The organism is Vulcanisaeta moutnovskia 768-28 (assembly GCF_000190315.1).
Lineage (GTDB): Archaea > Thermoproteota > Thermoprotei > Thermoproteales > Thermocladiaceae > Vulcanisaeta > Vulcanisaeta moutnovskia.
The window spans coordinates 1852227-1871636 of the sequence record NC_015151.1; the positions used below are offsets into that span (position 1 = coordinate 1852227).

Sequence of the window (19410 nt, forward strand, 5' to 3'; positions counted from 1 at the left end):
TCCAGGTTTATGATTAAATGAAAGGTGGCTTTGAACTACGGAGGTGTGATCCAGACGATGACATGGACATAATAGTAAGTCTTGAGATAGAGATATTCAAGCCAAGTGAGCAGTATACCCTAGGTTTCATTAATTGGTTGTGCAGAAACTGCACAAATTACTCCTACATAGCATTCATGGATGGTAAGCCCGTGGGCTACATAATATCATGCATAGAGGGCCTTGGTAGGGGTCACGTGATATCCGTTGGAGTCCTCAGGAACTATAGGAGGATGGGCATCGGTAACACATTAATGTGCCAGTCAATATGCTCAATGGCTGAGAGGGGCATTGATCACGTGATACTCGAGGTTAGGGTATCAAACACACCGGCCATAACCCTTTACAGGAAGCTTGGCTTCGACGTGCGCGACGTATTAAGGAGCTATTACAATGACGGTGAGGATGCTTACTTGATGATACTCGAGAATGATAAATTTAAGGCATTAATAAGTAAATGCTGCTCAGTAGCCAAACAATCTTCTTAAGTACGTCTGCATCCAACGATCCTTCTGCACCGTGTAATCCCTCTTCGGCTCAGGGTCCTTACTCGGTTTTGGTGGCTGTTGCGTGTAGTCAAAGCCGAATTGAACACTTATGGTCTCCAACTTACCTTCAATATTACCGACATAAGCCCAACCAACGAATGCATACTGCACAGACACCCTCTCATTGCTGCCGAGGTCCTCCAGGATCTTATTGGTGGCGAATAATGCGCTCTCTAGGGCGATCTCCTGGTTCTTTGGATATGGCAGTTTCGCCGTATCGCCGGCGGCAAGTACATCATCAAACTTAGGACTTCTCAGGTCTGTTGGTGACCTAATCTCAACCCAATCAGTGCCTAGGCCAGCATCCCTAATGAATGATGGAACCCTGTTAGGTTCAAGCATTGCCAGTAGGTCGTACCTATACCTCTCACCGCTTCTCGTTATTACTTCCTTATCATTCATCTCAACGATTTCTTGGTTCGTGACTAGCTCAATACCTGCCTTATCATAAATCGCCTTAACAACATCAGCAATAACTGGTGGTTGTGTCTTATCATTGGCATCGATGTGTATTATCCTAACCTTATCCCTAACACCCCTGTACTTAAGTATCGTGTGAATAAGCAACGCAGTCTCAGTCGGTGCAGGGGCGCAGCGATAGGGAGCCTTTGGTGCGTACACTATTACTGTGCCCTCGTTCATGCTCCACACCCTATTCTTGAGCACGTGGATCCTACCTGGGTCATAAACATTAGTGTTCATGTACCAATACTTATCGTAGCCGTTTATTGACGACCCATCAAAGACCACGCCGGGTGCCAGTACTAGGTAGTCATAGTCTAGGCTCTTCACGTTATTCCCGAGCAAGGTCTCGGTGTAATTAACAACTCTATTACCTGGGTCTATACTGACCACGTCGCCAGTAACCACATTAACGCCCTTCAAACCAACCTCCTCATAACCCCTAATGATCCTGCCATACTCCTCCTCATTAGTTAATAACAACGGTCTCGTAGGACCACCAACATAATGCCTATCCCTCGTTATAACCGTAACCTCTACCAAGTCCTTAGCCCCCTCAATCAGTGTATTAGCTACCGTCAACCCAGCAATCCCACCACCAATTATAACCACCTTTTTACGGGTCATACCCATCAAGGCATGGCTAAGCCACGTGAATATAAAACAAAACTCTAAGTCAATGGCATTTAGAAGGTAATGCCCAGTTCATTTAAATTACAAAAGGCTGTACCTAAAATCATGGGTTTAATGAACCTGATTAGGGTTAAAATAACGATGCAAAACGCCTCAATGTCAATATTCGATATAAAAATATTGGTGGTAATATTTTTATCGAGATGGCAATATTTAGGATTTTTATCATTATATTTACTTAATAATATACAACATTGTTTAAGTATTTTAAATGTAGCAATAATTCTTGGTATGGAGATGAAAAGAGCGGGTTAAAATAAGGGGATTACCGACCTTTGACGTAATATGGAATAATATGGTTAATGCCCATAACTCAAACCTGGGCTTTAGAATGGTCATTAGGGTTCACCTACACAGGGATAACATAGAGAGTGTTGAGTCATTACCGAGGAGGTTTGCCGAGATTTTGAGGGGGTGATGGTAGGTTCTCCTTCCATATAAGGTCAATATCGAGACTAGGTGGTTCGAATGATGATAGGGTTTATCCAGTCAATAATAATGTTGTTGAGGAGATTATGGAGTACGCGAGATCGCTTGGGTTGAAGCTCTTTGAATTACCATCACCTTACATATGCTATGTATCGTGGCTTAACTCATTCGTGGTAATGCCCGATGGAACATTGAGTAAGTGTATGGTTAGGCTCTATGACGATGTTAATGGGGTCGGTGAATTGAATAACGATGGTACGCTGACCATTGATGAGGATAAACTACTATGGTGGGCTAGGAGAATCATAAATAATGACTTAAAAACAACGGCAATAATAATCTTTCTATTAATAATATCAATCGATATCCTGAGCTACAGCGTATTATCCCTCTATTACAACGTGGCCTTGCTTGCAAGTATTGACAATGTGTTCGGCCTAATAGGTGCGGTGCTTGGGTCTATGCTTACGCCTAGGTTTAGGGTTGATAGGTTAAATGTTATTTATGTTCTCGCAGTAACGGCGCTGATCATTAGAACAGGATTTGGCGTAATACCCATAACGATCAGGAGCTTAATAATTGCTGTACCACTACTATTCATAACAAACCTGGTGTATAACATATTCATTAATGCATTCTTCACAGCGATTGGGAGTGCTCTCATTTACGTGACTCCACGTAGTGAGTTCGGCATTGTCTATTCATCGGCATGGGCCATGTTCACGGTGGCGCAGGTTTTAAGTGCTGTTATCTGGGCCTTCATAGGCACTGCCATAGGCGCGCCTGAGGCTCTATTACTAGCGATGGTAATGGGCGTAATAGTATTTTTAGCTCTAAATGCTGTCTATGGGAAAGTAAGTCTTAAGGATTAAGGGGATTAACGTTAAGAAAGGAGGGTGAAGGAATAATACTAAAAGTAAGAGGCTTGGTAGAGGTCTTAAGATCATTAATGATATTGGGAGGCTAATGCTGTTTCGTTCAATTTATTCACGCCTTTAATCTAGAGACAAGCAATTTATTGCCCACGGCATTAATTGTTAATAGACCATCATCGGAGAGCCAGGCAATGTATGATAGAAGGGCCGAGCGATTCAATAGGTAATTATGCGGTGAATCAATGCTTATGCCAAGTGATGAGAAGATTTTCATGATCAACTCCTCAAGCATCACGGAATCACTAATGTTATTAAGCACAAAATCCCTCAACCTATTTATTGCATTTAAATTCTCATTAATAACGCTAATAGCCTCAGGAGGTCTCAGTACATTGCCGTGGGCAGGAACCACGTACTCAAATTTACCCACCACCTCAAGCAACTTCCTAAGGCTTTCGAGTGCCGACTTAACGTTGAGGTGGTACGGTGCACCATACTTCTGTATAATGTCTACTGGGAAGAACGCATCGGCTGTGAACAATACATTACCGTAGGATATCCCAACCATACCCATCGTATGCCCTGGTAATGGCATCGCCTCAAATCCCACCTCCCTACGTAGGTCATCCAAATCCCTAACAGGCACGCCCTCTGCCTCAAGAAGCTTGGTCCGGAGCAGCTTGGGCGGAAATGAGCCGAAGAGGTAAAGTGGCTCAAGCACTGGCCTCTCTATGAAGGGTTTGTCCTCAGGTGTTGCGTAGACTGTGGCGCCGCTCCTCTTAACAATTAATGCATTACCACCAATGTGGTCTGCGTGATGATGCGTATTAACAATGGCCCTAATTTTAAGGTTCAGGGATTTAACGGCATTAAAGATTCTTCGGCCTGAATCCTCATCAATCCCGGTATCAATCACCACGCATTCATTATCATCAACAATGAGAACACCGGCATTTGTCCTGCCAGGTACCACATACACGTTATTCGAGAGCTTCTGCAGTTTTTGTGATTGCATTGATGATAATGCATTAACATTATTTTTAAGCAATTCAACAGGCCTAGGCATGGTTAAGTGCTTGGTCAAGGTCGCTGATTATGTCCTCGACATCCTCAAGACCAACACTAAGCCTAAGTAGGTTATCCCTAATGCCAGCCCTAGCCCTATCCTCAGGGCTCCAATGAACGTGCGTCGTACTGGCCGGATGGGTTATTATGCTCTCGGTACCACCAAAGCTCACGCTCGGGATTATCATCTTCACATGCTTATAAACAGCCAAGGCCTCCCTTAAACCACCCTTAACCTCGAAGCTCACAATCCCACCACAGTTATTAAGGAGCTTCTTAGCCAGCTCGTACGACTCATGGCCATTTAGGCACGGATAATAAACCCTTTCAACCTTCGGATGCTCCATCAAGAACTCAGCAGCAGCCCTTGCATTCTCCTCGTGTTTTCTCATCCTGATGTGGAGGGTTTTCAATCCCCTATCCACCAGGAATGCCGTGAATGGCTCCATCACAGTGCCAATGAACCTCCTCCACTCCCAAACACTCTTCATAGCCTCAGCGTCACTGCCAATCACGAAGCCAGCAACGACATCATTATGGCCACTTAGGTACTTAGTGGCGCTGTGAATTACGAAGTCGGCCCCATACTCAATTGGCGTGATACCAATGGGTGTAGCCAACGTATTATCAACAATGACCTTAGCACCAACATCGCGGGCAAGCTTCACGATCTCGGGTATGTTGTAAACCCGAAGCAGTGGGTTTGACACTGACTCTATGAATACCAGGTCAATACCCTTAACGAGCGATTTAATCACACTATCATTACCTGGATCCGTAATTACGACCCTAACCCCAAACTTACTCAACCTCTCAAGCAGCACCAGTGTGGAGCCGTAGACATCCAGTGGTATCAAGATCTGCATGCCGGGTTTAAGCAACGCCATTAGTAACGTCGTTATGGCGGCCATACCACTTGAGGTACCCACGGCATCAGCACCATGCTCGAGCTCAGCCATCTTACTCTCCACGGAATGAACCGTCGGATTATCCTCCCTAGAGTACTTAAGCGGAACGACACCGTGCAATGACGGCTTCCTCTCGGGCTCCCTAAAATCAAATAATGCCGTTTGGTATATGGGCTCAATCACAGAACCAATATCATCACTAGTATGCCTAACACCACCACGCACGCTCTTCGTGCCCTTACCCACGAAACCCATGGTTTTAAGGCTAGTAGTTAAGTATTGCGTCCCTAACCACTGACTTTTGACCTAATGCTAGCCTCAATCTCCTGACTAATCTCGCGACCCCTCCTGGCCGTCTCCTCAATCATCCTCATTATCAAACCCCTCAAACTACCCTCCTCAGCAACCTTAATACCTCTAATCGTGACACCCCCAGGCGTCGTAACCTCCTCAACAACCTCCCACGGCCTCTTAAACCTAAGCAACTCAGCACTAGTCTCCAGAGTTCCTACAGCCAACTCCCAGGAAATATCGGTCGGTATACCAAGCAACAACCCAGCCTCCCAAATAGCCTCAAATATCAAAGCCATAAAGGCAGGGCCAGAGCCACTGATGGCTGTTATGGCATCCATATAGCGCTCATTAACAACGACGCACCTACCCATTGAACCAAATATATTGCAAGCCCTCCTAACATCATCCTCAGAAACCCTAGAGCCAGGCGCTATTGCCGTCACACCCCTCTCTATCACAATGCCAATATTGGGCATAGCCCTAATGACCTTTGACGGCACAAGCTCCTCAATAATCCCCGTAGTCACACCAGCCACAACCGAAATGAGAAGCTGCTCATTACCGAGGATATTACGTATCGGTATCAACGCATCGAGAACCTGGTAAGGCTTAACGGCAAGTATCACGACATCAGCATCCTTAACAACCTCCGCATTATTCGTGGAGACAAAGACGCCGGGCAATTCACGCCTAACCCTATTAACACTCTCAACCCTTCTAACACTACCACTTATGCTTGAAGGATCAACACCAGACTTTATCAGGGACTTAGCTATGGCGGTCCCTATTTTACCAAGCCCTATTATTGCATACCTGGCAATAAAACCACCCAATAAGCCAAGCCACAACACCTATTTATAAGCATTGCGTTGGCTATAGATAATATGGATATGTCAGCCAAGTGATCCACATCATCAAATCCGACGGCTAGGATCTCATCACTAAAACTTTAAAACCAGGGCTCCTTTAAACAATTAATAGTGATGAGGTTCAAGAGCTATGAACGATGACGGCAAACGGCGGAGTACTGAACTATTTAAATACTTTAACAATACACGCTAAGGCGACGTATCATGAATCAAGCAATAATCGCAGTGCCATTAATACTAGGATTGATCATTATACTTACAATTTACGAAATGCCGTTCATATACGATAACGCGTACGTAAAGACGGTAGAGTTGAACGAAGACTCGTCAATAATAGCCGTCTCAGATCTACATTTAGAATCTAATACAAGAGACCTCAACTGTATCGGTAATTATATAAGGAGCATTAATCAAGATAATAATATTTACCTAATAATTAACGGAGACCTATTCGACAGAGCACATGGGCAGTCACTAAGTCAATCACATATACATGAATTAATACATCGCCTGAACCTAACTAGTATAGGTAGTTTGAGGAAGGTGATTTATGTAATGGCAATGTACGATCACGACCCAAGGGTTAATTATGGTGAGGTTCATTATGAAATTAACGGCGTGAGTATCAAGGCGATTCATGGAGTATTGAGGGTAGTCATGGGTAATAACACTTACTGGTTTTTACACGGTGATTACATAGTTAAGAATGGATTAATTGCATCGTTAATGAATAAACTACTTAACGGAGCATACGATAGGCTAGTTAGGTTTACAATTAATGCAAAGACCGGCGCAAAGGCCACTGACTGGATCGTGATTGGGCATACACACGTACCTGGTGTAAATAGGGGGTTACGCATTGTCAATACTGGTTCCTGGATAGATAGTGCCCCGTTCCCCGCATCCCACTGATTCTCTTCACCCTTCTGCCTTCGTCGGGCTTTGCCCCATCCTCGGGGTGTCATCTTATCACGTGCCCACGGGGCTGGGGCCGGTGGGTTCATTGCCTTTCGCTCCCACCGCCGGCTTATCAGGGGTGTTTTTTGCTAATTTATAAGCTTTTTGTTAGCAAAAGGTTTAAATAATAGTTTGGCTAAACCCTCCTAATGGCGAGGGTGTATACGGTCTTTGGTACTGTGATGGTTGACCAGAGGAAGCACGGCTACGAGTACTTGAAGATATGGATTGGGAATAAGCCAGTGTTGAAGGAGCTGGTTGGGAAGAGGGTCATTGTGATCGTGGTGGTTCCAGATGAGGAGGTTAGTTCATAGAACCCTTTTGATTAAGAGACCACTGAGACTCTTCAGCGCCGAGGAGCAGGATGCCTTAGTTAAGGTGCTTAACCGTGTTGATGCTTTAGGTAATTTGTGGGCTAGGGGGTTTGAGGTCTATCCCGTGGATTTAGACTCAAGGTTTGTTGACAAATTCAACTACTTTAAGAATGAGTTAAGGGCTCAAAATGCAAAGAGGTGGTTGGTTAGAATTCACGCAATATTTAATGTCGGCGTGAGGCTCGCTAACGAGCGTGATATGGGTCAAGGCGTCTTCATTGATTTAACTATGAACATAGTGAGGCTCAGGTGGGTTATTAAGGGTAGGGCCATCACCATCAGCCTCACGGAAAGTGAAGCTAAGTATATTCGTGATAGACTTAGCGAGGGTGGCAAGCCTAAACTAGCCAGGGCCTGGGTCGATGGCGAGAATCTGTACATAGCCATAACTTTCGAGCGTGATGTTGAATCAATCCAACTAAGTGACCGTAGATTGGTTATTGATGTGAATTCCTGGAGGAATGGTATAGTTTGGGCGTTGGTTAATGGCAAAGTAGGCTCAATGGGTAGGGAGAGGCCGAACCTAGGTTGCATTGAGATGCTCTATAAACATGTTACTAAGCTTGGGCAAAAGTATGGGGCCTTGAAGAGGCTTGGTCTTCATAAATCGCAGTATGGCAGGAGGCTTTGGCGCGAAATCAAGGCCACTAGGCGTAGGCTATACGCCTATCTAAAGGATTATGCTCAAAAGCTGGCCCATAAACTGGCTCAGAAGGCTTTGAAGTACAGGGCTGGGGTTATTATTGATGATGTTCTTGAGGAGTCCAGGCGTGGATTAATGGAGGAGGGGTTGCCCAATGGGTTGGCTAAGGTCTACATGCTGTATTTGAGACGTTTCGTGAAGCTTTTAACAAATCAACTAGAGTGGTACGGTATTCCCTACGAGTTCAAGAGACTACCAAGCACAATATGCCCAGTCTGCGGTAACGAATTGGTGCAACTGCCAAATAGGCTGATGCAATGCCCAAAATGCGGACTCAAAGCCAACAGAGACGAAATACCAATAAAATGGGCACTCATTTTAGCAAACCTATAGGCTTACCGTCAACAAAACGCCTAATAGAGAATTTAGCAAAATCATGCACCTTTTATGTATCTGCAGCCTGCGGCTAGGGCTATTAGGATTATGCCGAATGCTACTAGGGTTGATACTCCGAGTAGTGCACCTATCCCTATTGATAGTCCTCCAGCTGTTATTGATGCTGATGTGACTGACTTCATGCGTTGGTAAAGCATCAGCGCAGTTGCTCAATCTGCGGTTTGGGTTAAGCCATATTTAAATTAAGTGGTGCTGAATATATAGTTGGCAGGGACGTCGAAGACCTGAGGAGGGATGTTGAGGAATTAAGGAAATATGTCGATAGAGAGATCAAGCTCCTATCAATCAAGTTAGACGCATTGGGCGCTCGTTGGAGCGTGGTCACCGAGGATGCCTTTAGGGATGGTGTTAGGGAGATCCTCAGGGATACGGGCTACACGATGGAGAGGTGGTTGTACTATGATGCTTATGGCTACGTCTATGGATACCCAAGCGAGATTGAGCTGGACATAGTTGTTAAGGACGGCATTACCATGATCGTGAAGATCACATCGACAATAAGGAGGACTGACATAATCGCCATACACTGCAAAGCCGAACTCTACACCAAGGTCACGGGAAGACCCATCGATAAGGTACTGGCGATAACACCATTCATAAGCGATAAGAACCCGGACTACGTCAAGGTAATGGCCGAGAGGATGGGTATAAAGATAATAACGCCAGAGGGCATGACAGGACAAGGGCAATAATCATAAGTGCTTAAGTTCGGTGGTTAATAATGCAGTGCCAATCATTACCCAGGCAATGAGTAGTAGCACTAGCCCAACGATTATTGGGGCTAGTATGGCACCTATTACGTAGAGTAAACCACCAATTCTAACGTAATTACTGCCCGTATATACATAGGTTCTCTTGGTAATGCGGTACATGAATATTGACGAAATTATTAACGGTATAGACGCAAAGATGCCCACGACCATGATGAGCTCCATGAACTGTAGAAGCTCCGTAAATGGAGTATACACAAATCCATATACTCCATTATGCCCATAATAAACGCCAGGCATACCAATGGCATGGACTATAATCATAACAAGCATAGAAAAGGCGGGGTTATGAATAAAGAAGAGCAGGAAAATGCCAACGATAAACACTACGAACGCTGTAATGGCTAGTACGAACCAGGTAATCACATAATTCCTCAACACATTATCACGAAGATTATTCGCAACCTCAACAATCCCTACCAAGAATATGACCATACCAACGACACCCAATACGCCATAGCCAAGGAGACCAACACCCGCAAGTATTGCACCAACCCCAGCCGTAATTCTGGCACTATTTAAGTCCATATTAAACGGTAATATAACAATCCATTATTTAAGCACTGCAATTATGTCGTAGAATACTAGAAATACATTAAAATACCAAAATAACAGGTTCAATTAAGATTGCGCGCAGTTCTATCTATGTGTAATTGAAATAGCGCCCTGGGTGAGTGGGCACCAGCGCGCGCACTAGCTTTCGATGTAAATACTATATGTATAACTGCATGGATAAGTAAATAATTTATTTATTGATTAACTAATCGAGAGCCTGAACCGTGATTTCCACGGGATATATAGGCCGTACTCAGTAGTAGTGATTTAAGTGCCCTTAGCTTCCTTACAATATGTTAAGTCTATAAATTCCTCCTTGGCTAACTCTCGGTACACGACTGCCATATCACTTAGAAATCTGCAAATGAATTCCTTGGCGTCCTCATCACTTCTAAATACGCTGAACGCTCCCTCCTTATCTGGTCCATTATATTGATACCTATGTAGCTCGAGAGACGCTAAGGTTAGGTATGGCATCATGGGACTTAATGCACTAAGTACCTTTGAGACCTCGAACATCCTCGTGGTAGGCATGAAGGCAATCACGTATAAGGCCTCATCAATTCTCTCCCTCAATCCCCTAATCTTAACCTTACGCCTATACACCTTACTTAACTCATTAATCGCGTCAATAGACACGGCCGCAAGGAAGGACTTCCATGCTTGAAAGGTCTTACCGGCCGCATTTCTATAAAGGCCTTCCCTAAGCATGTTGATTGCTATTTCAGCCTCGTACTTCGCCTCGAGCAGTCTTGTCTTCCTATAGCCGTTTAGGTCGAACCATGGCTTTGGTAACTCCATAGTATTGGGCATTGATTTAAACCCCGTATATGTGCTAAATAAACCTTAACATAATCATTGATAAATCGGCAGCCACTAGTTAAAGTGTCTGATTATTAAGCTCCGCACTTATAACCAGGTACTTCAAAGGTTCTTATTGATGCATTATAGGGTCTTGGGTAAGACTGGCGTCAAGGTTTCGGAGATCGGCTTTGGTGCTTGGGTCATTGGTACGTCCATGTATGGAGATCTTGACCGCGAATACTCAGTAAGGCTCATTAAGACTGCCCTTGACCTGGGCGTAAACGTCTTTGATACAGCCGACATGTACGGTGACGGCCTTAGTGAGAAGATGCTTGACGGCCTAGTGGGCTTGGCTGGTCTTTGCCTGGTCACTGGCTTGGCATGGGAAGAACCACATGTACATACATGGCTTGAGTCTCAATAATGGTAATGTGGGCGTTACTTGGCAATTAAGGACTATTGATCACAAGGGCGTATTCGAGGGTAAGGCCGAAGTCGCCGAGAAAGCCGGCAAGCTCAGTGATGAGGAGTTTCCACTGTTTTCGCTGTATGTAATACTTGGCGATGGCGACGTGAATATTAAGGAGAAGAGGATTAGGCTCATCATGGGTTATTTAAAGCTTGAGTTGTGGGACAACTTAATCGAGATATTTAATGAAGAAAAGGAAAAAGGAGGGTTTTGTTGGCCCGTGGGTTTGGGTGGGGCTAGGCGTTATCAAAGCACTTTAGGTTCCGCATTGCCTTGGATATCTTCTTCCTCCTCTTCTCATTCCTCGCCTTGTTTAGTAAATCGCTCAGCTTCTTGCAGACTATTGGCTTAAGTGGGCTATCTCTTATCTTCGCGTGCATTATCGAGACCACATGACCTCCCCTATCGGCATATATTGATGGTTCGTAGCCGGCTTTCTCGAGTTCCTCGACTAAACTCAAAGTCTCGTTTTCATACCTCCTCCAAGCCCTAAGTTCGACCTTATAATGGCTGTCTATGTGAATGCTCATGCTTATATCCGTTCCGGGGATGTTGATCGAAGAGTTCTTGCCTCTCTCCTTAATATCCTTTGACGCCAGCTCAATTATTCGTTTAAACTTCTCGCCGCCCGGCAGGCTCGCACCCAACTCAATCAACTCCTTGAGGTCTGGTATCGCTAACCAATCCCTAGCCAACCTAACAGCCCTGTTAGTCCAAACCGCAACCTCGACCCTGTACTCCACTGGGTACATCGTGAAGCCAAGCTCATTAACCAGTCTCTCGATAATTCCAAGCCACAAATCGTACTTGGCCAGGCCCATTATAAGCCTAATGGACTTCTTGACGTCGACATCGCCATCACCCCAAACAGCCGGAGCCATGAATGCCTTAAGTCTCTCGGTACCGAGTCTCTCGACCTCCTTCGCAACCTCCTTCTTCGACCTCGCCCTATGATCCTTGGCAGTTAAATCCCACATGATTGAGGCGCCATCTTCATCCATGTTTATACCGCTTATATATATGTGGATCTTATTAGGGTAACAGAGTGTCCATAAAATAGCTTGCCAAGGCTGTGTTGTGCCCATTGTTGGGTGATTATCTTTAATTGTTCCGTCAGTCATCTCCCAGCCGTATTGGACGGCCTTTAGTAACTTCTCATCGCTGAAGGTGTTGGCTACCTTGACGTTGTCTCCCCCAAGCCCCTTCAGCGTTAGGCGTATTGTGACGCTCTCACTCTTTGCAACCTTGTTCACCTCAATGGTCACGTCCTTGTTGTATAGGTGCACCATCAGCGATTTTTCGCCGTTGTTACTGCCGGTCACTATTATGTCTATGGCGTTCCTCTCGAGCATCTCCATTAGCTCGAGGAGCTGTCTCCAATAAGTTTCGACCCACCTCCTCCTCAACTTCTTGAGGAGCTTAACCATCTTCCTAGCGATCCTCTTGGCTTCCTTGATCTTCCTACCTCTATCATTCTCGTGCTCCTCGAGCCACCTCTCCAACAAGTTGATTAGCTCATCTATGAATGCGGCAGACTCGAGCCTATCCTTGTGCTTCTCAACTCTCCTCCTCAACTCCTCGATTAGCCTCTTGACCTCCTCAATTATGGCTCCATCAGCCACTGGCTCACCGCACACGAGCCTCCTGCCGCGTTTAATACCCCAGCAAATCCTTAGCTTCTCGGCATTAACCTGAGCAAAGGACATTAGGCGAACAAACGCATGGATTCTTTAAAAATCTTCCCATTTTATTAGAAAGAATTAAATAGAGTTCAGTGAAAGTTTTGGCTCACCCACCGGCTTTGGTTAAGGCATGGGGTGTGATGTTGGGTCTATGGGTTAATCATAGCCCTAACCACCCCCAATGCGCCTCTATTCAGCATTCCTCGCAATACCACTATGCAGGCTCTGGATGGTCTGGAAGTACATTATATTATTTCTTTGGAGAAGACACTAATTATGCAAAAAATACAAATTATATACCATTTGCACCTGTAGATCAACAGAAGAATAAACAATATTCATATTATGGTATATTTTATACATATTGGTGGTTTTCTTTAGATAATTCAAATAATTTAGATGTATACTTCTTAGTGAATGGAAACATTTACAATAATCAATTACCAGAGCAATATGATTCAAAATACAAAGCATACGCAATACTACCAGAATCACCCTATACATACATCGCACAAAGCTACCAAAATGCATACAAAACAGCATTTGCAGCAGAACTAAGAACAGCATTAAATGAATTTTCAAAAAGCCCAATAACTTATCCAAGTAGCAATTTTCCATATTCTTTATTCATAAATGGAACTTTGGGATATGCCGAGCAATATGAGAACCAATATTCAATAGGTAATCCATTAATAGAAAATGTAACTTACTATCAAGGACAGCCCTATGTATTTATTTCTGCGGGATCTGGTGGATCACCTGGATATATGTATTTAGACTGGGTTATAGGAACATTCGGAGTACCTTATGAAATAACTATTCCATAAAAAATAATAAATAAAGTTAGCTATATCTATTTGCCGATGCTTGGATTACAAATGGCAAGAATCCTCCGAAACCTTGACTAGAAATATGCCACATATATCCCCAAGGTATTAGTGTATTATTATTCATTACTATTACTACTCCTCCTGCAAATTCATTATTGTAATGATATAGCATTCCTGTTTCGTATATAATCGATCCTGGATATTTACTTGTATATACTTGTGATAATGACATTACTCCTGCAGCTTCTTTGTATCCAGTGTCTAGTGCGTACATTAGTTTGTTTACATCGTTTGGATCAGTAACTAGTACTGTCCAGTCTCCCGGATTCACCTTGTTCAACAGTATTGTGTTTCCCTGTACAGGTATTTGTACTATTCCTGTTGAATTACCAACAACTACTACATAATCTAGTGGTTGGAATTGTGTTCCATAAGGTTGAGGCAGTGTTGTTCCCATATTTTGTTGATTAAATGAATTAATTACATTAACAGCATTCTGCAATGCATTACTACTTACATTATATATTCCTAAATCAACCCATTGTCCTTGAGAATTATAATACCCAACATCATATTGTCCATTACCTATAGGTTTCATAAACACGTAAGGCGCGTTAATGGTTAAGTAACGTATGGGTGGCCCTGCGTAGTGGGGAATGATAAACATGGCGATTAAGGCTACAGCAACCACAGCAACAATAATGCCAGCAATTAAGGCCCTACCAGGCATAAAACCAAACCAACAAACCAACCTTAAAAGCATTACCACACAACCCACACACCACGAGCAAAGCACCGCCTAACCCACACATGCAAGGATGCATAATCACCTCCAGGAAGCATTAACGCTCCTACTCACGCTTGTTTATTCCTGTTTTGTGCTTTGATTAATGGTTATAAGTAAGGGAGGCTTTAGATGCCGTGTCACGGTCACGGCGGTCGCTAGAGGAAATAATACATAGTGGTGTTAAGATCTACGGTGTTAATACAGGCCTTGGTGATTTATATAATGTCCCCGTGAGCCCTGAGGACGTGGCCAAGTATTCACTGGATATACTTAATGAGGTCGCCAGAGTACTCAGCGAGCTACTTGGTTATGATGTGAATGTGTTCACGAAGGTCGGTTATGAGGTGGGTAAATTGGTCAATGGTAGGCATGTTCAAAACTTCAGCGTTAACTACATAGTCAATGCGGTTAGGGAGTCATTCAGGAGGTTGGGCAGGAGGATAACACTACTTCAGCTTCATAACCCGCCAATCAGCGTGATCAGAGATAGGGAGTTACACAGGGCATTACTTAAATTGGTGGATGAGGGATATATCGAGCACTTGGGCGTGGCACTCGGCCCTGAGACCAACGTGCTTAGCGAGGGATTGGCGGCGATCGATGAGGGTTATGAGGCGATAATGTTTGTGTTCAACATCCTCGAGCAGGAACCCGGTAGGACACTAATAAGGCGTGGCATGGAGAATGCCGTAGGATTAATAACGAGGGTTCCACACGCATCAAATGTGCTAACGGATAGGCAGGAGGTGAACTTTGGATCGAGAGACCATAGGAGCCTTAGGGATAGGGATTGGCTTGCCAGGGCTGTGGGATTCACGAACACGAGGATAAGGCCCATAGCCAAGTCCCTGGGTATGGACCTGGAGACCCTAGCCATTAAGTACGTGCTTACCTACCCAATAAGCACAGTAATGGTGACGGCAACGAGCATTGACGAGTTAGTGAAGTACGTTAACGCGGCCGACGGCAATTACCTAAATAGCGACGTTATAAAGACCTTGGAAAAACTATATGCGGAATTTACGGAACCAATAGCAGTAAAGTAGATCCAGAACCCAAGTTCCTCATCATTTTGCTCAGTCATGGCGGTCATCTTCACACAGTGTAAACATCACGACCGCATTTATATCCATTTCTAGCTAAGGTTACGTATCATTGCGTGTTATGGCATCGATAAATCCCTTAAAGTTAATGGCTTTCCTCGTTGAGCTTAGTATTTGCTTATCCTCAGTCACTAGAGTCATTCCCATGCTCTCTGCGGCATATACGTAGCTTGCATCGTAAATCGTCAACCCCCTACTCAGGGATAGTCTTAATACCTCGACGAGTGGTGGATCGGCGAGTATGTTAATACGCTTAATCATTTCCTGAACTAGTTCAGCGATTCTATGGGGATCCTTAACACGCTTGAATATGTATGCCTCCTTCCATAGTACATTGCCCACTTCGTATATTGTTAAATGCAGGATATGGATGTTCCTGATTACCGTCCTCTCAATAATAACATCGCCTTGTTGAATTAGTAAAAACAGGGCTGATGCATCGAATAAGTACTTACAACCGAAAGCCTCGCCCCTTCTAGGGGCGGGGGATAGTTTTTAAAATCTGTACTCTTTAGAGTGTTCTGGGGCTGGGTGTAGTGGGTGATTCTCAGACGTGGATGGGGCTTAGGAGTACTAGGTATGTGAAGTATTGGTGTGCTTATCATTTTGTGTGGGTTCCTAAGTGTAGGAGGGGTGTTCTTGTGGGTGATGTTGCTGAATACGCTAGAGGGGTTTTGAGGGAGGTTGCTGAGGGTATTGGGTGTGAGGTGTTGGCGTTGGAGGTCATGCCTGATCATGTTCACGTCCTCCTTCTATGCCCGCCACGCCTAGCCCCCTCATACATAGCGAATTATCTCAAGGGTAAGAGTGCCAGAAGAATATTGCAGAGGTTTCCGCAGTTGAGGGCTAGAGTTGGAAGGCTGTGGTCTAGGAGCTACTTTGTCGCCACTGTGGGCAATGTGACGGCTGATATTGTGGAGAGGTATGTTGAGGAGCAGTGGTCTAAGGATGAAAAGGTGTAGCGTGGTTAAGCTAGAGCCAGATAGGGAGGCGGAGAATAAGCTCAAGCTACTATGTAGCATATCCTCCAGGCTTTGGAATGAGGTTAACTATGCTAGGAGGAGGCAGTTCTTTGAGAATAAGAGGGTGGACTTAAAGAACACATACAGGGAGTTCTATGGGAAGTATAAGGCGCTGATAGGTTCAGTCACGGCACAGCAAATACTCAATAAGAACAATGAGGCCTGGAAATCCTTCTTCAACCTACTAAAGGCTAGGAAGGAGGGCAGGTTACCGCCGTTCATGAGGAGTGTAAGCCCGCCAGGCTACAGGAAGAGGTATGGCTCTAGGATATTGTGGGTTGTGCTTAGAAATGACCAGTATAAAGTAGAGAGAAGCAAAATAATCTTAAAAGGATTGGGAGCTATAGGTAGAATTGAAGTACAATACAAAGGGCTCATTCACATTAAAGGTAAGCAAGGCAGAATGGAGATACGTTACGATCCAGACTCCAGGACTTGGTACGCCCATATAACATTTGAAATTTCTGAGAAAGCCGTTAGAGGTGTATGGAGGAAGATACCGGAAGCTCCTAAAGCAAGCTTGAGGGCGGGTATAGATATTGGTATTAATAATTTATTTGCCGTATATATAGGGGATGGTAGAGCGTTTTTAGTTAATGGCAGGCCGCTTAAAGCCATTTCTTATTACTGGAAAGCTAGGATAGCGAATTATCAGAGTACGCTTAATAGGTATGGATTGAGGACTTCACGTAGACTTAGAATTATGTACAAGAAGTGGAGGAGGCAGGTGAAACATTATATAAATACTGCTGTTAGGAGACTTGCTGAAGAGTTATACAATGCTGGCGTATCTACCGTATATATTGGATACCCGAAGATGATTTCTCAGAATAACGGCAACTTCAATACTGTACAAACATGGAGTTATGGGTATCTGTTAAAAAGGGTTTCCGAAGTTTTAGAGGAATATGGCGTTAATGTCGTTTTTGTGAATGAAGCATATACATCATCATATTGCCCATTTCATGGCAATAAATGCGGAAAGAGAATAGCTAGAGGATTGTTCAAATGTACATCTCTAAACAGAGTATTCAATGCTGATGTTGTTGGTGCGTACAACATTCTGGTCAAGGGAGACACCATAACCCCAAGTCCCCGAGATGGGATAGGGGCAACACGCCCGAGACCGGGCGTGGGGCTGAACCCCGCAAAGGCGGGGAATGTAGCCCCAAACCTCCTCGCCTTTGCAACACCAAGAACCCTCACCCTTTAGGGCGGGGAGGAGGTCAGCTTGCATCCCTATCCTCCCTTATCAACCTAACAACCTCCTCCGCACTGACGCCACTAAGCAATTCCTTAAGTTCGCCAGCCATCTTCTTTAGCATCTCCATCTCCTTTTCCTCGATTGCCTCCTCAAGCGCCCTCTTGACGACTTCCCTAATGTTTATGCCAAGTTGCTTGGCTCTCTCCTTCAATTCCCTTCTAACCCTAACGGTAAGAACCACTGTGGAGCCCACATACGTAATACTTAATACCGTAATACAAATCTTTCGTAACATTAAAATTCGTAATACGAGTACTAGCCGAATTACTCCTCCTCTGAACTGCAAACCTCATCAACCACCTCATTAATGTTACCATTAGTCTCAAAGTCAACGATCTCAGGCTTATCGCCACCAAGCAGTGCGTAGGCCATGCCGTCATTGCTCAGTAGTATGTATGTGCAGGATTTGATGAGGATGTAATCACCAAGCTCGACATAGCCCATTGTGTAGAGGACCTTCCTATAATTATCCTCAACAAACATAATTAACTTCATGAAATACTCCACATCACCATCCTCAACACCGATTAACAATTCCTCAATCGAATCCTCCACAGGCTAGGAGATTTCAAAACAAAATATAAAACTCACTCTGGGATTAAAATATTTATAAGGACAACTAAATATGTAAAAATTATAAATGCTAAAGCAATTAGTAAGTACAACATTGCGGATTTATAGGCCATTAATTATGGCAACCCTAATAATTATTATTGTAACAATGCTCATAGGCGCAAACTACGTATTTGCCGACGTCGGTTATGTATGTAGGAAAGGAACCATGGTTACTGAGGGCATACTTTGGACGCCGATTGCATTGCTGAACTCCCCATACAATGGATATGCAAGTGCACAGGGTGCCTACACGGCCACCTACGTATTCAGCTCCGGCTCCCTAATCCTAATAAGCCAAGTCTCGTCTCCATCGTTTATGACTATCTATGCAAGTAATGGTTCAGCAGTTGGTCTCTTCAGGCTGGATAAGTGGGCCATCTACAGTACGAAGATGGTCCCAGTCATTGGTGGTTGGTACGAACCATGCACTCAACCATACGTCGCCCAGGACCTAGGCCCGGTCCTGGTAGAGAATGCGCCGTACTTTAAAGTAATAACAATATTACCACCAGGCACGATCTCGGACGAGAATGAGTCGCAACAAATATTCGCAACAATCATGAATAAAACTGGTTATTACTCCGTAATCCTCAACAATGGCTTCAGCAATAGCAGCATAATTGACATAAGGTACATGTGCGATGCCCCATCACAAATTAGTCACTATACGGTAAATTACTACATTAAGTCACCAATATTATTAATTACGAACATCACCATATCAATAAACGGGTACGTAAGTAATGGTCTCGTTATGATATGGACGAGCTATACGAAGATCGTACTTAACTATACGTTATTACCTGGTTACGTATACGTAATATCAAGGGCAGGTGGTCAGGGACCAGCATATGCCTTTGAGGCAAAGCCTTGCCCAGGATAAGTAATTTATGGCTA

General features: G+C 44.2%; 24 protein-coding genes and 2 pseudogenes. 14 read left to right on the forward strand and 12 right to left on the reverse strand.

Annotated features, from left to right (window positions below):
- The first annotated feature begins 17 nt into the window (after nucleotides 1-17).
- Nucleotides 18-527, forward strand: a complete 510-nt coding sequence (gene rimI / locus VMUT_RS09685; RefSeq protein ID WP_048057011.1) for a ribosomal protein S18-alanine N-acetyltransferase — start codon at nucleotides 18-20, stop codon at nucleotides 525-527.
- Here the strand turns inward: rimI and VMUT_RS09690 are convergent.
- The gene (locus tag VMUT_RS09690) at nucleotides 504-1682 is read right to left on the reverse strand and encodes an NAD(P)/FAD-dependent oxidoreductase (protein WP_013605239.1); all 1179 of its coding nucleotides are present in this window, start codon (nucleotides 1680-1682) and stop codon (nucleotides 504-506) included. The genes rimI and VMUT_RS09690 overlap by 24 nt on opposite strands.
- Nucleotides 1683-2037: 355 nt before the next feature.
- Between VMUT_RS09690 and VMUT_RS13255 the strand changes: the two genes are divergently transcribed.
- Together VMUT_RS13255 and VMUT_RS12335 are read left to right on the forward strand one after the other, a co-directional pair.
- Nucleotides 2038-2160: a hypothetical protein gene (locus VMUT_RS13255; RefSeq protein ID WP_013605240.1), complete on the forward strand. Its 123-nt coding sequence runs from the start codon at nucleotides 2038-2040 to the stop codon at nucleotides 2158-2160.
- Between the two features lie 97 nt (nucleotides 2161-2257).
- Nucleotides 2258-3043, forward strand: a complete 786-nt coding sequence (locus VMUT_RS12335) for an MFS transporter (RefSeq protein ID WP_013605241.1) — start codon at nucleotides 2258-2260, stop codon at nucleotides 3041-3043.
- Nucleotides 3044-3158: 115 nt separating this feature from the next.
- Here the strand turns inward: VMUT_RS12335 and VMUT_RS09705 are convergent, their stop codons facing one another.
- Genes VMUT_RS09705 through proC form a run of 3 tightly spaced genes read right to left on the reverse strand, consistent with a single transcriptional unit; the run spans nucleotide 3159 to nucleotide 6146 of the window.
- On the reverse strand, nucleotides 3159-4112 hold the full coding sequence (locus VMUT_RS09705; RefSeq protein ID WP_013605242.1) for an MBL fold metallo-hydrolase: 954 nt from the start codon (nucleotides 4110-4112) through the stop codon (nucleotides 3159-3161).
- Complete coding sequence (locus tag VMUT_RS09710) at nucleotides 4105-5274, reverse strand: trans-sulfuration enzyme family protein (RefSeq protein ID WP_013605243.1); 1170 nt, start codon at nucleotides 5272-5274, stop codon at nucleotides 4105-4107. Before VMUT_RS09710 ends, VMUT_RS09705 begins: the two co-directional genes overlap by 8 nt.
- Before the next feature lie 32 nt (nucleotides 5275-5306).
- A complete protein-coding gene (gene proC, locus VMUT_RS09715) occupies nucleotides 5307-6146 on the reverse strand; it encodes a pyrroline-5-carboxylate reductase (RefSeq protein WP_148224733.1) in 840 nt (279 codons plus the stop codon).
- Nucleotides 6147-6386: 240 nt separating this feature from the next.
- Between proC and VMUT_RS09720 the strand changes: the two genes are divergently transcribed.
- The 3 genes from VMUT_RS09720 (at nucleotide 6387) to VMUT_RS09725 (ending at nucleotide 8549) form a co-directional block, all read left to right on the forward strand.
- Nucleotides 6387-7094, forward strand: a complete 708-nt coding sequence (locus tag VMUT_RS09720; protein ID WP_013605245.1) for a metallophosphoesterase family protein — start codon at nucleotides 6387-6389, stop codon at nucleotides 7092-7094.
- Between the two features lie 194 nt (nucleotides 7095-7288).
- Nucleotides 7289-7453, forward strand: a complete 165-nt coding sequence (locus tag VMUT_RS12860) for a hypothetical protein (RefSeq protein ID WP_158304805.1) — start codon at nucleotides 7289-7291, stop codon at nucleotides 7451-7453.
- Nucleotides 7434-8549 carry a zinc ribbon domain-containing protein gene (locus tag VMUT_RS09725; protein ID WP_048057013.1) on the forward strand — a complete coding sequence of 372 codons (1116 nt, stop codon included), beginning with the start codon at nucleotides 7434-7436 and terminating at the stop codon, nucleotides 8547-8549. Before VMUT_RS12860 ends, VMUT_RS09725 begins: the two co-directional genes overlap by 20 nt.
- 41 nt (nucleotides 8550-8590) lie before the next feature.
- Here VMUT_RS09725 and VMUT_RS12865 read toward each other — a convergent pair whose 3' ends face one another.
- A complete protein-coding gene (locus tag VMUT_RS12865) occupies nucleotides 8591-8749 on the reverse strand; it encodes a hypothetical protein (RefSeq protein WP_158304811.1) in 159 nt (52 codons plus the stop codon).
- An 87-nt stretch (nucleotides 8750-8836) separates the two neighbouring features.
- On the opposite strand from VMUT_RS12865, the gene VMUT_RS09730 reads away from it, so the two are divergent.
- Complete coding sequence (locus tag VMUT_RS09730; protein ID WP_258167490.1) at nucleotides 8837-9304, forward strand: DUF3782 domain-containing protein; 468 nt, start codon at nucleotides 8837-8839, stop codon at nucleotides 9302-9304.
- On the opposite strand, the gene VMUT_RS09735 is transcribed toward VMUT_RS09730, so the two are convergent.
- Nucleotides 9305-9910: a DUF996 domain-containing protein gene (locus VMUT_RS09735; RefSeq protein WP_013605248.1), complete on the reverse strand. Its 606-nt coding sequence runs from the start codon at nucleotides 9908-9910 to the stop codon at nucleotides 9305-9307.
- Nucleotides 9911-10204: 294 nt separating this feature from the next.
- Nucleotides 10205-10750, reverse strand: a complete 546-nt coding sequence (locus VMUT_RS09740) for a PaREP1 family protein (RefSeq protein WP_237699641.1) — start codon at nucleotides 10748-10750, stop codon at nucleotides 10205-10207.
- A gap of 127 nt (nucleotides 10751-10877) precedes the next feature.
- Between VMUT_RS09740 and VMUT_RS09745 the strand changes: the two genes are divergently transcribed.
- Entirely contained in the window at nucleotides 10878-11165 is a 288-nt protein-coding gene (locus VMUT_RS09745; RefSeq protein WP_013605250.1) for an aldo/keto reductase, read from the forward strand.
- A 281-nt stretch (nucleotides 11166-11446) separates the two neighbouring features.
- Here VMUT_RS09745 and VMUT_RS09750 read toward each other — a convergent pair whose 3' ends face one another.
- Entirely contained in the window at nucleotides 11447-12916 is a 1470-nt protein-coding gene (locus VMUT_RS09750) for a hypothetical protein (RefSeq protein ID WP_013605251.1), read from the reverse strand.
- A 116-nt stretch (nucleotides 12917-13032) separates the two neighbouring features.
- Between VMUT_RS09750 and VMUT_RS09755 the strand changes: the two genes are divergently transcribed.
- Nucleotides 13033-13719, forward strand: a complete 687-nt coding sequence (locus tag VMUT_RS09755) for a hypothetical protein (protein WP_202795170.1) — start codon at nucleotides 13033-13035, stop codon at nucleotides 13717-13719.
- Between the two features lie 16 nt (nucleotides 13720-13735).
- Here the strand turns inward: VMUT_RS09755 and VMUT_RS09760 are convergent, their stop codons facing one another.
- Entirely contained in the window at nucleotides 13736-14452 is a 717-nt protein-coding gene (locus VMUT_RS09760; protein WP_202795171.1) for a hypothetical protein, read from the reverse strand.
- A 188-nt stretch (nucleotides 14453-14640) separates the two neighbouring features.
- On the opposite strand from VMUT_RS09760, the pseudogene VMUT_RS13260 reads away from it, so the two are divergent.
- Both VMUT_RS13260 and VMUT_RS09765 read left to right on the forward strand, forming a co-directional pair.
- Nucleotides 14641-14775 (forward strand): annotated as a pseudogene (locus tag VMUT_RS13260) (aromatic amino acid lyase); the annotation flags it as partial.
- 54 nt (nucleotides 14776-14829) lie between these two features.
- Nucleotides 14830-15555, forward strand: coding sequence for an aldo/keto reductase (locus tag VMUT_RS09765; protein ID WP_506737605.1), 726 nt, complete (start codon nucleotides 14830-14832; stop codon nucleotides 15553-15555).
- A 99-nt stretch (nucleotides 15556-15654) separates the two neighbouring features.
- On the opposite strand, the pseudogene VMUT_RS09770 reads toward VMUT_RS09765, so the two are convergent.
- Nucleotides 15655-16047: pseudogene (locus VMUT_RS09770) on the reverse strand (type II toxin-antitoxin system VapC family toxin); the annotation flags it as partial.
- A gap of 122 nt (nucleotides 16048-16169) precedes the next feature.
- Between VMUT_RS09770 and tnpA the strand changes: the two are divergent.
- Entirely contained in the window at nucleotides 16170-16574 is a 405-nt protein-coding gene (gene tnpA, locus VMUT_RS09775) for an IS200/IS605 family transposase (RefSeq protein WP_013605256.1), read from the forward strand.
- Between the two features lies 1 nt (nucleotide 16575).
- Complete coding sequence (locus VMUT_RS09780; RefSeq protein WP_013605257.1) at nucleotides 16576-17847, forward strand: RNA-guided endonuclease InsQ/TnpB family protein; 1272 nt, start codon at nucleotides 16576-16578, stop codon at nucleotides 17845-17847.
- 13 nt (nucleotides 17848-17860) lie between these two features.
- Here the strand turns inward: VMUT_RS09780 and VMUT_RS09785 are convergent, their stop codons facing one another.
- Nucleotides 17861-18091, reverse strand: a complete 231-nt coding sequence (locus VMUT_RS09785; protein WP_013605258.1) for an AF_0619 family ribbon-helix-helix protein — start codon at nucleotides 18089-18091, stop codon at nucleotides 17861-17863.
- Nucleotides 18092-18162: 71 nt separating this feature from the next.
- A complete protein-coding gene (locus VMUT_RS09790; protein WP_013605259.1) occupies nucleotides 18163-18453 on the reverse strand; it encodes a hypothetical protein in 291 nt (96 codons plus the stop codon).
- Nucleotides 18454-18538: 85 nt separating this feature from the next.
- On the opposite strand from VMUT_RS09790, the gene VMUT_RS09795 reads away from it, so the two are divergent.
- Complete coding sequence (locus tag VMUT_RS09795) at nucleotides 18539-19396, forward strand: hypothetical protein (RefSeq protein WP_013605260.1); 858 nt, start codon at nucleotides 18539-18541, stop codon at nucleotides 19394-19396.
- Nucleotides 19397-19410: the final 14 nt, after the last annotated feature.